The sequence below is a fragment of the Streptacidiphilus monticola genome, assembly GCF_042658505.1.
GTDB lineage: Bacteria > Actinomycetota > Actinomycetes > Streptomycetales > Streptomycetaceae > Streptacidiphilus > Streptacidiphilus monticola.
Window position 1 is genome coordinate 56588 of sequence record NZ_JBHSQJ010000006.1, and the last position, 14829, is coordinate 71416.

Sequence of the window (14829 nt, forward strand, 5' to 3'; positions counted from 1 at the left end):
AACCCTAACGGGACGGGAGCACTCGAAGCCGCCGCCCACCAGGTACGGCAGGGCCGACCCGCCGACCCGGCGGAGCCCCGGGCCAGCGCCTTCGGCGGCCTGGCAGGGTGGTGCCGTGGGGCTGACGGCGAGTCAGGCACAGGGGCGGGTCGATGGGGGCCGTCCGCGGCCTAGAGTGAGGGCGATGCCCTGGCTGCACTCCCTCCGTCACAGTCTCCGCGCCGGTCTCGCCCTGCAGCGGCAGACCAACGAGCCCGCGGCGGCGCTCCGCGCGTCCGTCGGGGTGGCCGTCGTGCTCTTCGGGGCGCTGGCCATCGGCGGGCCGCGGCTCGCGACCTCCGCCGCCCTGGGCGCGCAGATGGCGGGCATGGCGACGTTCCAACGCAGCTACCGGCCAAGGCCGTTCCTCGCGCTCGCCGCCGCGGCCGGGCTCGCCTGCGCCGTGTTCGTCGGCTACCTCGCCGCCCCGCACGAGCTCGGCTACCTCGCCGTGCTGGGCCTCTGGGCCTTCGGCGCGGGCATGGCGTGGAGCATGGGGCCCACCGCCGGCATCGTGGCGTCGATGACCGTCGCGGCCATGGTGGTCGTGGTGACCCTGCCGGTGTCGATCCCCCAGGCCGCCGCCCATGCGGGCGTCATCGCCGCCGGGGGCGTCGTCCAGGCCGCGCTGGTGCAGTTCGTGCCGGTCCGCCGCTGGGGACGCCAGCGCGACGCACTGGCCGACGCCTACGCGTCGATGGCGGACTACGCGCGGCGGCTCCGGCACGACCCGCTCGCCGGCTTCGACCCGGACCCGCTCATGGTCGCCCGCGAGGCCGCCGCGCTGACGCCCCGTCAGGCGCGCCTGCGCCCGGCCGACCTGGGCGGCATGCGGGCGCTCGTCGAGCGCATGCGCCCCGTGCTCGCCGCCCTCGCCGACCCCAGGGTCGGCGCCGCCGAGGACGGGCCGGAACGCGACCGGGCCCGCGAACTGCTGGCCGCGGCGGCCGAGATCCTCGACGCCGCCGCGCGGTCCATCCGCACCGGCCACCCGGTCCCCGCGCCCGACCGCGTCCTGGAGGCGCTGGCCCTGCCGCCAGGCGGGCCGGTACTGCGCGCCGGGCCCGGGCGCCGTGCGGCGCAGCGGCTGATCGGCCTGCTCGCCCAGACCAACGACGCGCTGGAGTCCCCGGCCGACGAGCACGACCCGACCCAGGGCCACCTGGCCCGGCCCTCGCTGCTGGAACTGCTGCCGACCGCCTTCGGCTCGATGCGCCGCAACTGGACCTGGGACTCTCCTATCCTGCGCCACGCCGTGCGCTGCTCGGTGGTGGTCGCGGCCGTGGACGCCCTGGGCCGGGCGCTGCCCTTCGGGCACGGCTACTGGGCGCCGCTGACGGCCATGATGGTGATGCGGCCGGACTTCTCCCAGACGTACAGCCGCGGTGTGGCGCGCCTGGTCGGGACCGTGCTCGGCGTGGGCGTCGGCACCGCCGTGATGGTGCTCGCCCGCCCGGCCCCCTGGGTGTGCGGGGTGCTGGCGGTGGTGAGCGTCGGCCTGGCCTACTGGCTGCTGCGCGCGGGGTACTTCGCGGTGAGCGGCCTCATCTCCGTCTACGTGGTGTTCCTGCTCTCGATGGACGGCGCCCAGCTCTGGCAGACGGTTTTCGAGCGGGTCGGCCAGACCCTCCTCGGCGGGTCCCTCGCCCTGCTCGGCTATGCGCTGTGGCCGACCTGGCAGACCGTCAGGCTCCCGGAGCGCCTGGCCGACCAGGTGGAGGCGGCCGGCCGCTACGCCGCCGCCGCGATGACGGCCTACGCCACGCCGGGCCCGGCCGCCCGCCAGGACCTCCGCCGCACCCTGCTCGCCTACCGCACGGCCCGCTCCGCGCTGGCGACCTCAGCCCAGCAGTCCGAGGCCGAACCGGTCCGCCACCGCGGCCTGCGCCCGTCCCAACTCACCCGCGCCCGCGGCGCCTTGGCCGCGACCGGACGGGCCACCATGCTGCTGGAGGCGCACACTCCGACCGACCCGGCGGACGCCGTCCCGGAGGCGGCCGCTTTCGCGGAGGTGCTGCGCGAGACGACGGCAGCGGCCGCGGAGGCGGTCCGGCAGGGGCAGCCGCCGGACTTCGCCCCGCTCGCGACCGCCTACGAGAAGTGGTCCGAGGAACGCTCCGGCGACGCGCCGCCGCCACTCCCCCTCCGCGCCGCGGGCCTGCTGGCCGAGGCCTTCGACTCCCTTGCGGACACGCTGCGTTAGGACTTGTCCGGGCCCAGGCGGGTGAACGGCGGCCGGGAGACGGGCAGTCGGCCCGTCGCCGGATCGGCGGCCAGCAGTTCCGCCAGCCGCGCCGCCGCTCCCGGGAGGAAGGGGGCCAGCTCCTTGACCAGTTCCCGGCAGGCCCGCACCAACGCCGCCAGTGCCGCGTCCAGTTCGCCGTCGCGGCCGGCCTTGGCCAGCTCCCAGGGGCGGGTGCGGTCGATGCAGCGGTTGGCCTCCTCCACCAGGGTCCAGACGGCCGCCACCGCGCCGCGGTAGTCGAAGCGGTCGAGGGCGGCGTCCACCCGGCCCGAGGCGCGGGCGCAGACCGCCCCCAGTTCCGCCGTCGCCGTGGTGACCCGCGCGGCTTCCGGCACGACCCCGCCCCGGTAGCGGTGGACCATGGTCACCACCCGGTGCACCAGGTTGCCGAAGCCGCCGGCCAGGTCGGCGTCCGCCCGTGCGATCAGCCGCTCCTCGGTGAAGTCGGCGTCGCCGACGCGCGGCACCTCGCGCAGCAGCCACCAGCGCACGGCGTCCGTGCCGTACCGCCGCACCAGCTCCGCCGGGTCGGCGGCGGCGCCGCCGAGCGACTTGCTGATCTTGCGGCCGTCCACCGTCAGGTAGTCGTGCACCAGCACGCGCGTCGGCAGCGGCAGTCCGGCCGAGAGCAGCATGGCCGGCCAGTACACGGCGTGGAACCGCAGCACGCCCTTGCCGACCAGGTGGACCCGCTCCCGGCTCTGCTCCCACCACCGCGCGAACTCCGGGTCGCCGCTGCCGAACCCGAGGCTGGAGACGTAGTTGCCGAGGGCGTCCCACCACACGTAGACGACCTGCTCCGGGTCACCGGGAACGGGGATGCCCCACCCCCGGGCCCGCGCCACCGACCGGGAGACCGAGAAGTCGCGCAGTCCGCCGCGCACCAGCGCGAGCACCTCGTTGCGGCGCGACTCCGGCTCGATGCGCAGCCGGCCCCCGGAGATGGCCTCCTCCAACTGCCGCTGGTAGCGCGAGAGCCGGAAGAACCAGTTCTCCTCGGTGACGGTCTGAGGCCTCGTCAGGTGCTCCGGACAGACGCCCTCCCCCACCAGTTCGTCCTCGGTGTAGAAGGACTCGCAGCCGACGCAGTAGAGGCCGGTGTAGGCCTGCCGGTAGAAGTCCCCGGCCTCGGCGCAGCGGCGCCACAGCTCGGCGACGCCGACCCGGTGGCGCGGGTCGCGGCTCGTGCGGATGAAGTCGTCGAAGGAGAGCGCGAGCGGTCCGCGCAGCTGTTCGAAGGCGGCGGCGTTGCGGTCGACCAGGTCAGCCACCGCGACCCCCTCGGCCTCGGCGGCGAGCACGTTCTTCAGCGAGTTCTCGTCCGTGCCGCTGAGGAAGCGGACCTCCACGCCACGCGCCCTGCGGTGCCGGGCGAGCACGTCGGCCTGCACGAGTTCGAGCGCGAAGCCCAGGTGGGGGCGGGCGTTGACGTAGGGGATGGTCGTGGTGACGAAGTAGCGCTGCACGTCGCCGCTCATGGGTGGGCGCCTCTCTCCCTGGTGTCGGTGGGGCGCTCCGGACACACGGAAGGCCCCGCGTACGGGGCCTCGGTGTCTCGACGTCGTCGCTCAGCAGCCCCGGTGCGGGGGCATCATGCGGCGTGACGACGGGGTGATCATGCGCAGCAAGTTACCACAGCACCGGGTGCGACGTGCTCCGGCCGGTTCAGCGGATCGGAAGGCCGGAGATGGCGCGGGAGATGACGAGCCGTTGGATCTCGCTGGTCCCCTCGAAGATGGTGTAGATCGCGGCGTCGCGGTGCATCCGCTCGACCGGGTACTCGCGGGTGAACCCGTTGCCGCCGAGGATCTGGATCGCCTGCCCGGTGACCCACTTGGCGGTCTCCCCGGCGTAGAGCTTGGACATGGAGCCCTCGGCCCTGGTGAACTGCTGGCCGCTGGCGGCCATCCAGGACGCCCGCCAGACCAGCATCCGGGCGGCGTCGATCCGGGTCGCCATGTCGGCCAGGGTGAACGCGATGCCCTGGTTGTCGATGATCGGGCGGCCGAACTGCTCGCGGGTCTTGGCGTACTCGAGGGCGACCTCGTAGGCGGCCCGCGCGACGCCGACGGCCTGCGCGCCGACGGCCGGACGGGAGGCCTCGAAGGTGGCCATGGCCGCGTTCTTCACCTGTTCGGCCTTCTCGCCGCGGGCGATCGCGGCCGCCCGCTCACGGGCCCGGGCCAGTCGCTCGTCGAGCTTCTCCTTGCCGCCGAGCAGGCAGTCGCCGGGGACGCGCACGTTGTCGAGGACGACCTCGGCGGTGTGCGAGGCGCGGATGCCGTGCTTCTTGAACTTCTGACCCTGGCTCAGACCGGGCGTGCCCGGCGGCACGATGAACGAGGCCTGGCCCTTGGCCCCCAGCGCGGGGTCCACCGAGGCGACGACGACGTGGACGTGGGCGATGCCGCCGTTGGTGGCCCAGGTCTTGGTGCCGTTGAGCACCCACTCGTCCGCCGCCTCGTCGTAGACGGCGCGGGTGCGCATCGCGGCGACGTCGGAGCCGGCGTCGGGCTCGGAGGAGCAGAACGCGGCGACCTTGACGTCGTCGGGGGTGCCGAACATCAGCGGGGCCCAGGTGCCCACCTGCTCGGGCGTGCCGTTGGCGACCAGCCCGACGGCGGCCAGGGCGCTCCCCACGATGGACAGGCCGATGCCGGCGTCGCCCCAGAACAGCTCCTCCATGGCGATCGGGATGCCGAGGCCGGTGGGGTCGAACTGCTGCTGGGCGAAGAAGTCGAGCGAGTAGATGCCGACCTTCGCGGCTTCCTGGAGGATGGGCCAGGGCGTCTCCTCGCGCTCGTCCCACTCGGCCGCGGCCGGGCGGATGACGTCCCGGGCGAAGCCGTGGAGCCAGTCCCGGACCGCGATCTGGTCCTCGTTCGGCGCAAGGGTGAACCCGCTCATCTTCCGTCCCTCCCTGGGTGGTGTTACCTGCGGTAACCTGCTGCCCAGAGAGAGTGCTACCGACGAGTAAGGAATGTCAATGCCGGACCGCGACGACCGCCGCAAGGAGCTGCTCGACGCCGCGGAGCGCGTCGTGCGCCGCGACGGTCCGCGCGCCTCGATGAACGCCATCGCGGCGGAGGCGGGGATCACCAAGCCGATCCTGTACCGGCACTTCGGCGACAAGAACGGGCTCTACGAGGCCCTGGCGGACCGTCACTCGACCGCGCTGCTGGCCGCGATCAACGCGGCGCTGTCCCTGCCCCTGGGCCGGCGGGAACGGGTGGAGGCGGTGCTCGACACCTACCTCTCGGCGATCGAGGCGGGCCCGGAGATCTACCGCTTCCTCACCCATCCGGACCCGACCGCCGAGGGCCTCACCCCGGCCGGCCCGCTGGCCCCCACGCTGCGCGCGATCGCGGACGAGCTGAGCCGGGCCGTCTACGACGAGCTCGACCTGGGGCCGGAGGCCCCGGTGATCGCGGAGGCCTGGGGCCGCGCGATGACCGGGATGGTGCTGGCCGCGGGCGACTGGTGGCTGGAGACCCAGCCCGTCCCCCGCGAGCGGATGGTCCAGATCCTGGCCGACCTCCTCTGGGGCCGCCTCGCCGCCGCCGGCGACAGGCCCCACTGACCCGTGGCCCCGAAGGGGCCCTCAGGGGCGCGAGGCTCCCCACCCTCCCCCAGCCTTCGGCCGGGGGTGCCCCCACGGCGGGAGGTGCCCCCACCGCGACCGGCCCACCACCCCCCGGAGGTTCGTCCGGCACAGGGGGCCGGACCTCCCCGAGTGGTGGGTTGCTCGCGCCAGGCGGCGGAGCCGCACATGTTCACGGCCTCGCGCCCCTGACGGGGCCCTTCAGCAGGGTGGCTGGTACCAGGGGGCGCGACGGAGGGCGCGTTGCGCGCGCCAGGCCCTGGCGCCCGAGAGCCGCTGCACGAACGCGGAGCCGTCCACGTGGTCCACCTCGTGCTGCAGGCACCGCGCGAAGAAGCCGGTCCCCTCGACCTCGATCGGAGCACCCGTCAGGTCCTGGCCGCGCACCACCGCCCGGTCGAAGCGGGGTGTCTGCGCCCTCAGCCCCGGCAGGGACAGGCAGCCCTCCTCCCCCGCCACCACCACGCCGTCCGCGACGGCGAGTTCGGGGTTGACGACACACCCCAGATGGCGGACGTCCTCGTCGTCGGGGCAGTCGTAGACGAACACCCGTGTCGCCACGCCGATCTGATTGGCCGCCAAGCCCACCCCGTCCTGCGCGTACATGGTCGCGAACAGGTCCTCCACCAAGGCGTCCAGCTCCGCCCCGAACTCGGTCACCGGGGCGCAGGGGGTACGCAGCACCTCCGACGCCCAGGGGACGACCCGGTGAACCGTTCCGGCGCTGCCGGGAATCCGCGAGACCATGGCGCAGACTCTAAGCCGAGGCCCGTTCGTCTCATCAACAGACCACACACGACAGCGGAACCGGGCGTGCCGGTAGGCTACGGGCGAGCCGCGCCGTCATGAGGAGGAGGAACCAACCCCGATGGCAGCCAACCCCGAACAGGCAGGTCCTTCGGCGACCCTGCCCGCGCGAGCCAAGCTCGCGGTGACGGCGGGCAAGGCCGCCGCCGCGGTCTCCCGTGCCGCCGGCCGAGGCAGCGGTTCGGTGATCGGCGGACGCGTCGCGCTCAAGCTCGACCCCGACCTGCTGAAGACCCTCGCCGAGAACCTCGACGTCGTCCTGGTCTCCGCCACCAACGGCAAGACCACGACCACCCGCCTGATCGCCGAGGCGCTGCGCGCCGCCGGCCCGGTGGTCTCCAACGCGCTGGGCGCGAACATGCCGGCCGGCATCACCTCCGCGCTCGCGGGGGGCACCGACGCCCGCTTCGGCGTGATCGAGGTGGACGAGAAGTACCTGCCCATGGTCGCCCGGGACACCCGCCCCAAGGCGGTGGCGCTGCTCAACCTCTCCCGCGACCAGCTGGACCGCTCCTCCGAGACCCGCATGCTGGCCGAGAAGTGGCGCGAGTCGCTGCAGCACAGCGACGCGGTGATCATCGCCAATGCCGACGACCCGCTGGTCACCTGGGCGGCGTCCTCCAGCCGTCGGGTGGTCTGGGTGGCCGCCGGTCAGGCCTACCGCGAGGACGCCTGGTCCTGCCCGAGCTGCGGCGGCGTGATGCAGCGTCCGGAGGACGACTGGTTCTGCCCGCAGTGCGGCTTCCGGCGTCCGCAGCCCCACTGGGCGCTCCACGGCGCGTTCGTGACGGATCCTCAGGGCGGCAACTGGCCGATCCAGCTCCAGCTGCCGGGCCGGGCCAACCTGGCCAACGCGGCGAGCTCCGCCGCGGTCGCGGCGGTCTTCGGGGTGCACCCGCAGATCGCGCTGCAGCGGATGCAGGCGGTCCAGGCGGTGGCCGGACGCTACGAGTCCGTCGAGCTGAACGGCCGCGAGGTGCGGCTGCTGCTGGCGAAGAACCCGGCCGGCTGGCTGGAGACCTTCTCGCTGATCGACCCGGCCCCGGCCCCGGTGGTCCTGTCCGTCAACGCGCTGTCCGCGGACGGCACCGACACCTCCTGGCTGTGGGACGTGGACTACGAGCGGCTGGTCGGCCACCCGGTCTTCGTCATGGGTCAGCGCAAGCTGGACCTCGCGGTGCGGCTGGAGGTGGCCGGCGTGCACTTCCAGGTGGTGGACACGATCCAGCAGGCGGTGGCCATGGCCCCGCCCGGGCGGATCGAGGCGATCGCCAACTACACCGCGTTCCAGCAGCTCCGACGCGACGTCAAGAACTGAGAGGGAGACCGGTGAGCGACAGCGCCCTGCGCCTGGTCTGGATCTACCCCGACCTGCTGAGCACCTACGGCGACCGCGGCAACGTGCTGGTCGTCGAGCGGCGCGCCCGCCAGCGCGGGCTCGACGTGCAGCGGATCGACGTGCGTTCGGACCAGCCGGTGCCGACCTCCGGGGACATCTACCTGATCGGCGGCGGCGAGGACCGTCCGCAGCGGCTCGCGGGCGAGCGGCTGCGGCAGGACCCGGGCCTGGCCCGGGCGGTGGACAACGGCGCCATCGTCTTCGCGGTCTGCGCGGGCTACCAGATCCTCGGCCACGAGTTCATCGACGACCGCGGCCAGCGCACCCCCGGCCTGGGCCTGCTGGACGTGTGGTCCACCCGCGGCGAGGGCGCCCGCAACGTCGGCGACATCCTCGCCGAACCCGACCCCCGGCTGGGCCTGCCCTCCCTGACCGGTTTCGAGAACCACCAGGGCATCACCCACCTGGGCCAGGGCGTTTCCCCGCTGGCCCAGGTCTCCGTCGGCGGTGGCAACGGCACCGGCGACGGCACGGAAGGCGCCTGGCGTGACACCGTCTTCGGCACCTACCTGCACGGCCCGATCATGGCGCGCAACCCCGCCGTGGCGGACCTGCTGATCAAGCTCGCGCTCGACGTGAACGCCCTCCCGCCGGTGGACAACACCTGGTACGACGCGTTGCGCGCGGAGCGCATCGCGGCGGCCCAGCAGCCGGCGTGAGCCCCACCCGCACAACTCCGCACCCACCCAAGCCTCCTGCGCGGGCCGCCAAGGCCGCCGGTCCGCGCCCGCCTCGGCATGACCGGATGCCGCGGCGCGTATCGTCACGATAGGGTCGCATTGTCCGATTTCCTCAGCCGCCCGCCGCACCAGCGGCGCCTGACGGACCGTCGGACTCCGTTCCGGTCGTCCGGTTCTGCTCGGGAGTAGCAAAGCGATGCGTATTGGTGTGCTGACCAGCGGCGGGGACTGCCCAGGTCTGAACGCCGTCATCCGGTCGATCGTCCACCGCGGTGTGGTCGACCACGGAGACGAGATCATCGGTTTCGAGGACGGCTGGCGCGGTCTCCTCGACGGCGCCTACCGCGAGCTGACGATCGACTCCGTCTCCGGCATCCTCGCCCAGGGCGGGACCATCCTCGGCTCCACCCGGGTCCAGCCGCAGTCGCTGCGCGACGGCGTGCCCCGCGCCAAGGAGCTGTGCGAGAGCCTCGGCCTGGACGGCGTCATCCCGATCGGCGGCGAGGGCACGCTCAAGGCCGCCCGGCTGCTCTCCGACGCCGGCCTGCCGATCGTCGGCGTGCCGAAGACGATCGACAACGACATCGCCTCGACCGACGTCACCTTCGGTTTCGACACCGCCGTCTCGGTGGCGACCGAGGCGCTGGACCGGCTGAAGACCACCGCCGAGTCGCACCAGCGGATCATGGTCGTCGAGGTGATGGGGCGTCACACCGGCTGGATCGCGCTGAACTCGGGCATGGCGGCCGGCGCCCACGCCATCGTGGTGCCGGAGCGGCCCTTCGACATCTCCAAGCTGACCGAGGTGGTCCAGGAGCGCTTCGACCGCGGCAAGAAGTTCGCCATCGTCGTCGTCGCCGAGGGAGCCAAGCCGGAGCCGGACACCATGCCGTGGGAGGAGGGCACCATCGACATGTACGGGCACGAGCGGTTCACCGGCGTGGCGACGCAGCTCTCCCGCGAGCTGGAGCACCGCACCGGCAAGGAGGCGCGCCCGGTCATCCTCGGCCACGTCCAGCGCGGCGGCACCCCCACCGCCTACGACCGGGTGCTGGCCACCCGCTTCGGTTGGCACGCGGTGGAGGCGGTGCACAAGGGGGCGTTCGGGCACATCACCGCCCTGCACGGCACGGACATCAGCCTGGTTCCGCTGGCCGAGGCCGTCTCGGAGCTGAAGACGGTGCCGGCCGACCGCTACGCCGAGGCCGAGACGGTCATCTGACCCGTCGCCACGACCACGGTCTGACACACCGCCAACTGGCAGGCGCTGTCCGGTTCGTCCCGTTAGCTTGGGCTCATGGAGATCCTTGCGTACGGCGTGCAGGCCGACGAGAAGCCCCTGCTGGAAGCGGCGTTCGCGGGTCGTCACGAGGTGCGGTGCCTGGAGGTCTTCCTGGACTCCGACACCGCGCCTCTGGCGGCCGCCTACCCGGTGATCAGCACCAGCGTCAACGCCCAACTGGACGCGGCCACCCTGCGGGCGCTGGCCAAGGGCGAGACCCGGATGATCGCGCAGCGGTCCACCGGCTTCAACAACATCGACCTCGAGGTCGCCGCCGAGCTGGGGCTGACCGTGGCCCGGGTCTCCTACTACTCTCCCTACGCGGTGGCCGAGTTCGCCTGGGCGCTGGCGCTGGCCGTCAACCGCAAGATCACCCGCGCCTTCAACCGCACCCGCGAGTTCGACTTCCGGCTGGACGGGCTGATGGGCCGGGACATCCACGGGATGACCGTCGGCGTCGTCGGCACCGGCAAGATCGGCGAGGCCTTCGCCCGGATCGCCCACGGCTTCGGCACCGAGCTGCTGGGCTGGGACATCGCCGAGAACCCGGTCTGCCGCGACGAGTTGGGCATGCGCTACACCTCGGTCGAGGAGCTGCTCAGCCGCTCCGACCTGATCAGCCTGCACGTCCCGCTGGTGCCGGACACCCACCACCTGATCGACGACACGGCGCTGCGCCGGATGAAGCCGGACGCGATCCTGGTCAACTCCAGCCGCGGCGGACTGATCGACACCCAGGCCCTGGTCGAGGCGCTGCGCCGGGGCGGCCTCGGCGGCGTGGGCCTGGACGTGTACGAGGAGGAGACCGGCCTCTTCTTCTTCGACAAGTCCCTGGAGGGCATCGCCGACGACACGCTGGCCCGGCTGATGTCCTTCCCGCGGGTCCTGGTGACGAGCCATCAGGCCTACTTCACCAGCACGGCCGTGGGCCAGATCATCGACGCCACGGTGCGCAACGTCGAGGACTACCTGGCCGGGCGGACCAGTGAGAACACGCTGATCCCGCGCTGAGGCCCGGCCCGGCAGGGGGGTGCTGCACGGGGGACGAATCGGGCGGTTCTACTCTGGTGCGGTAGCGCAGCAGCATCGAGGAAGCAGGAACCGCCCATGGGCGACATGCCGGGCATGCCGGGGATGGAGCACGACCTCCCGCCGTTCACCGTCGGCCGGGCGCTCGCGTTCCACCCGTCCGCCGACTGGGGCTTCCTGGTCCTCAGCCTGGTGATGCTGGTCCTCTACGGCGCGGGCTGCGTGCGGCTGTGGCGCCGGGGCGACAGGTGGCCGGTCGGTCGCCCGGTCGCCTGGGTGCTCGGCCTGGCCACGATGGTGCTGGTCACCTGCACCGGACTGGGCCAGTACGGCATGGTGCTGCTGAGCGCGCACATGATGCAGCACATGGTGCTGTCCATGCTCAGCCCGATCCTGCTGCTGCTCGGCGGCCCGATCACGCTCGCGCTGCGGGCGCTGCGCCCGGCGGCCAAGGGGCGGCGGGGTCCACGTGAGGTGCTGGTCGCCGTCCTGCACTCGCGCTACGTCCGGGTGATCTCCCACCCGGCCTTCACCATTCCGCTGTTCATCGCCAGCCTGTACGGGCTGTACTTCACCCCGCTCTTCGACTTCCTGATGCGCTCGCAGTGGGGCCATCTGCTGATGATGGTTCACTTCCTGCTGGTGGGACTGGCGTTCTTCTGGCCGATCATGGGCGTGGACCCCGGCCCGCACCGCCCGGGCTACGTGATGCGCATCCTGGAGCTGTTCGTCGGGATGCCCTTCCACGCCTTCTTCGGCGTGGCGATCATGATGGCATCCGGGCTGATGGTGAAGACCTTCGCCCATCCCGCGGCCTCGCTGGGCATCTCCCCGCTCGGCGACCAGCATCTGGCCGGCGGTCTGGCCTGGGCCTTCTCGGAGATCCCGACCTTCTTCGTGCTGATCGCGGTGACCATCCAGTGGGCCCGCTCGGACGAGCGCGCCTCGCGCCGCAAGGACCGCGCGGCCGACCGCGACGGCGACCAGGAGCTGGAGGCGTACAACGCCTACCTGGCCCGGCTGCAGCGGCAATCGGCCCGCTAGGGCGCGTCCGCCGGACAGGCCCTGCCCCCCTCCGGCCGCTCAGGGGACCTGACGCAGGTACAGCGCACCGCAGGTGTGGCAGAAAGGCTCGGCGGTCTTGCCCCACTGCTCGTCGGAGACGATGGCCGCGGTCTCGTCGAGCTCCCGCCCGCACAGGGCGGTGGTGCCGTTGTCACGGACCATGTGCCACCACCTGACCGGCCCGGACGACACGCCGTCGGCGTACTCGGCGCGCATCTGGTAGACGTGCATCGCTTTCCTCCCGCGTGGCTGCGCCCCCACGGGTTCAGCTTGCGCTGGAGATCGCGGGGACGCCACTCTGACACTCGCTTCTGGACACGCGATATGACGCGACTGTAGCGTATGACGCGACGCTACCAGCGGCCCTGCTGGGCGGCCAGTCCGTCCAGGATCACGTCCAGGCCGAACTGGAAGCGCTCGTCGCCCTCCGCCCTGGTCAGCTGCGGAGCGAGGGCGACGACCAGGGGATAGCGGTCCGGCGGGAGGGAGGAGAAGAAGGACCGGATACCTGCGATGTAGGCCTCCGCATCGCCCTGCTCCTGGCGCCAGGGGCTGGTGCGCAGGCCCTGCTCGTAGGCGGTCGCCACGACGTAGAGGGCGAGCAGGTCCACGGCATAGGCGATCACCTGGTCGTCGAAGCCGCCGGCCCGCAGCAGCCGCAGCACCGTCTCGGCGGAGTCGAGCATCGCCGGGGTGGTCGGGATGTTCGCCGTCAGCGCGGCGCGGGCCAGGTCGCCGTGGGCCGCGAGGTTGTCCCGGCTCGCGATCAGAAACTCCGTCAACTGCTCGCGCCAGCGCCCGGGTTCTGGCTCCGGCCGGGGCAGCGCGGCGGCGACGCGCTCCATGACCAGCGCGATCAGCTCGTCCTTGTTGGAGACGTGGGCGTAGAGCGAGGCGGCGCCGGTGCCGAGCTCCTGGGCGACGCGGCGCATGTTCAGCGCGTCCATGCCCTCGGTGTCGATGACCGTGAGGGCCGCCTCGACGATCGCCTCGCGGCTGAGCGACCGGCGGCGTGGCCTGCGCTGCTCCTCGCCGCTCCAGAAGGAGGCCCAGGGGGGATTGCTCGTCATGCCGAGAAGACTAGTTGACACGAACGCCGTTCGCTAGCTAGAACGGTGTTCGTCAAACGAACAGCGTTCTTCACGAGAGAGAAACCGGGGGAATCCCTGTGACCACCGACGCGATCACCTCACCCGCAGCCCAGGAGCAGGAACGACCGCCTGGCTACCGCTGGCGCTGGTGGGCCCTGGCCGTCGTGCTGATGGCCGAGATCATGGACCTGCTGGACACCACGATCATCAACGTCGCCGCCCCCGCGATCCGCGGCGACTTCGGCGGCAGCACCGCGCAGATCCAGTGGATCACCGCCGCCTACACGCTCACCTTCGCGGTCGCGCTGATCACCGGCGCCCGAATGGGCGACCTCTACGGACGCAAGCGGCTCTTCGTCATCGGCGCCCTCGGCTTCACCCTCTGCTCCGCCCTGTGCGCGGCGGCGGGCGGTCCGGGCATGCTGATCGGCTCGCGGGCCGCACAGGGCCTGTTCGCGGCCCTGATGATCCCTCAGGGCTTCGGCATCCTGCGCTCCGTCTTCCCGCCCGCCGAGATCGGCGGCGCCTTCGCCGCCTTCGGCCCGGTCATGGGCCTGTCCTCGGTGCTCGGCCCGACGGTCGGCGGCTTCCTGGTCACCGCGAACCTCTGGGGCACCGGCTGGCGGATGGTCTTCCTGATCAACCTCCCGCTGGGCCTGGCCGCCGCCCTGCTCGGCTCCCGCCTCTTCCCGCGTGACCAACGCACCACGGAGGCAACCAGGTTGGACCTGCCGGGCTCGCTGCTGCTCAGCCTGGCCGCACTGGCCCTGATCTACCCGCTGGTCCAGGGCCGCGACCTGGGCTGGCCGCTGTGGACGTACCTGTCGATGGCCGCCTCGGTCCCGCTGCTCGCCCTCTTCGGCTGGTACCAGCGCCGGCTCAAGCAGCGCGGCGGATCCCCGCTCGTCGAGCCCAGCCTCTTCCGCAACCGCGGCTTCACCTCGGCCCTGGCCGTCGGCGTGGTCTTCTTCGCCGGGATGAGCGGACTGATGCTGGCGCTCACCCTGGCCATGCAGCTCGGCCTGGGGTGGACCGCCCAGCACGCGGGCCTGTCGATGATCCCGCTCTCGCTCGGCATCGCGCTGGGCGCGGGCCTCAGCGGGGCGGCGCTCGGCCCGAAGTTCGGCCGCCGGGTGATGCACGCCGGACTGGTCGTCATGATCCTTGGCTCGCTGGGCCTCTGGCTCACCTTCGCCCAGGCCGGGACCGGCCTCAACAGCTGGGAGCTGATCCCGGCCCTGGCCGTCACCGGCTTCGGCATGGGCCTGCTGATGGCGCCCTTCTTCGACATCGCCCTCGCCGGGGTTGCCGACCACGAGACCGGCTCCGCGTCCGGCGTCCTCAACGCCGTTCAGCAGCTGGGCGGTTCGATCGGCGTCGCCGCGCTCGGCACGGGCTTCTTCTCCTGGGCCACGCACCACGGCTTCACCGACGCGACGGGGTGGACGCTCGCCTGCACCGCCGCTGCGCTCGGCATAGCAGCCGGCCTCACGTTCCTCCTGCCCAGGATGCCGCGCAAGGACTCGGCACACGGGTAAGCCCCACTCACCCCCAGCGCCCAGCACACCACTCGGGGAGGTCCGGCCCGCAC

Annotated in this window: 13 protein-coding genes; 8 read left to right on the forward strand and 5 right to left on the reverse strand. The window is 72.5% G+C overall.

From position 1 onward, the window contains the following. Nucleotides 1-184: 184 nt before the first annotated feature. A complete protein-coding gene (locus ACFP3V_RS01785) occupies nt 185-2242 on the forward strand; it encodes an FUSC family protein (protein WP_380578882.1) in 2058 nt (685 codons plus the stop codon). Here ACFP3V_RS01785 and metG read toward each other — a convergent pair. Both metG and ACFP3V_RS01795 read right to left on the reverse strand, forming a co-directional pair. Continuing rightward, nucleotides 2239-3762 (reverse strand): methionine--tRNA ligase, encoded by a 1524-nt coding sequence (gene metG / locus ACFP3V_RS01790; protein ID WP_380578884.1) that lies wholly within the window; start codon nt 3760-3762, stop codon nt 2239-2241. The genes ACFP3V_RS01785 and metG overlap by 4 nt on opposite strands. 187 nt (nt 3763-3949) lie before the next feature. Then, nucleotides 3950-5191 carry an acyl-CoA dehydrogenase family protein gene (locus ACFP3V_RS01795; protein WP_380578886.1) on the reverse strand — a complete coding sequence of 414 codons (1242 nt, stop codon included), beginning with the start codon at nt 5189-5191 and terminating at the stop codon, nt 3950-3952. Nucleotides 5192-5270: 79 nt separating this feature from the next. Here ACFP3V_RS01795 and ACFP3V_RS01800 point away from each other — a divergent pair, with 79 nt between their 5' ends. Beyond that, nucleotides 5271-5864 carry a TetR family transcriptional regulator gene (locus ACFP3V_RS01800; RefSeq protein WP_380578888.1) on the forward strand — a complete coding sequence of 198 codons (594 nt, stop codon included), beginning with the start codon at nt 5271-5273 and terminating at the stop codon, nt 5862-5864. Nucleotides 5865-6086: 222 nt separating this feature from the next. Here ACFP3V_RS01800 and def read toward each other — a convergent pair whose 3' ends face one another. Further along, nucleotides 6087-6632 carry a peptide deformylase gene (gene def / locus ACFP3V_RS01805; protein WP_380578891.1) on the reverse strand — a complete coding sequence of 182 codons (546 nt, stop codon included), beginning with the start codon at nt 6630-6632 and terminating at the stop codon, nt 6087-6089. Between the two features lie 121 nt (nt 6633-6753). Between def and ACFP3V_RS01810 the strand changes: the two genes are divergently transcribed. The 5 genes from ACFP3V_RS01810 (at nt 6754) to ACFP3V_RS01830 (ending at nt 12126) form a co-directional block, all read left to right on the forward strand. Continuing rightward, a complete protein-coding gene (locus ACFP3V_RS01810; RefSeq protein WP_380578893.1) occupies nt 6754-8010 on the forward strand; it encodes a MurT ligase domain-containing protein in 1257 nt (418 codons plus the stop codon). Between the two features lie 11 nt (nt 8011-8021). Next, on the forward strand, nt 8022-8750 hold the full coding sequence (locus tag ACFP3V_RS01815; protein ID WP_380578895.1) for a type 1 glutamine amidotransferase: 729 nt from the start codon (nt 8022-8024) through the stop codon (nt 8748-8750). 217 nt (nt 8751-8967) lie between these two features. After that, nucleotides 8968-9993, forward strand: coding sequence for a 6-phosphofructokinase (locus ACFP3V_RS01820; RefSeq protein WP_380578897.1), 1026 nt, complete (start codon nt 8968-8970; stop codon nt 9991-9993). A 75-nt stretch (nt 9994-10068) separates the two neighbouring features. Next, nucleotides 10069-11064, forward strand: a complete 996-nt coding sequence (locus ACFP3V_RS01825; RefSeq protein WP_380578899.1) for a 2-hydroxyacid dehydrogenase — start codon at nt 10069-10071, stop codon at nt 11062-11064. A gap of 96 nt (nt 11065-11160) precedes the next feature. Then, nucleotides 11161-12126, forward strand: coding sequence for a cytochrome c oxidase assembly protein (locus ACFP3V_RS01830; RefSeq protein ID WP_380578901.1), 966 nt, complete (start codon nt 11161-11163; stop codon nt 12124-12126). 39 nt (nt 12127-12165) lie between these two features. Here the strand turns inward: ACFP3V_RS01830 and ACFP3V_RS01835 are convergent, their stop codons facing one another. Both ACFP3V_RS01835 and ACFP3V_RS01840 read right to left on the reverse strand, forming a co-directional pair. Next, nucleotides 12166-12378, reverse strand: coding sequence for a hypothetical protein (locus ACFP3V_RS01835; protein WP_380578903.1), 213 nt, complete (start codon nt 12376-12378; stop codon nt 12166-12168). 122 nt (nt 12379-12500) lie between these two features. Next, nucleotides 12501-13217 (reverse strand): TetR/AcrR family transcriptional regulator, encoded by a 717-nt coding sequence (locus tag ACFP3V_RS01840; RefSeq protein ID WP_380578905.1) that lies wholly within the window; start codon nt 13215-13217, stop codon nt 12501-12503. Nucleotides 13218-13315: 98 nt separating this feature from the next. Between ACFP3V_RS01840 and ACFP3V_RS01845 the strand changes: the two genes are divergently transcribed. Continuing rightward, nucleotides 13316-14776, forward strand: a complete 1461-nt coding sequence (locus ACFP3V_RS01845) for an MFS transporter (protein WP_380578907.1) — start codon at nt 13316-13318, stop codon at nt 14774-14776. The last annotated feature ends 53 nt before the right edge of the window (nt 14777-14829 follow it).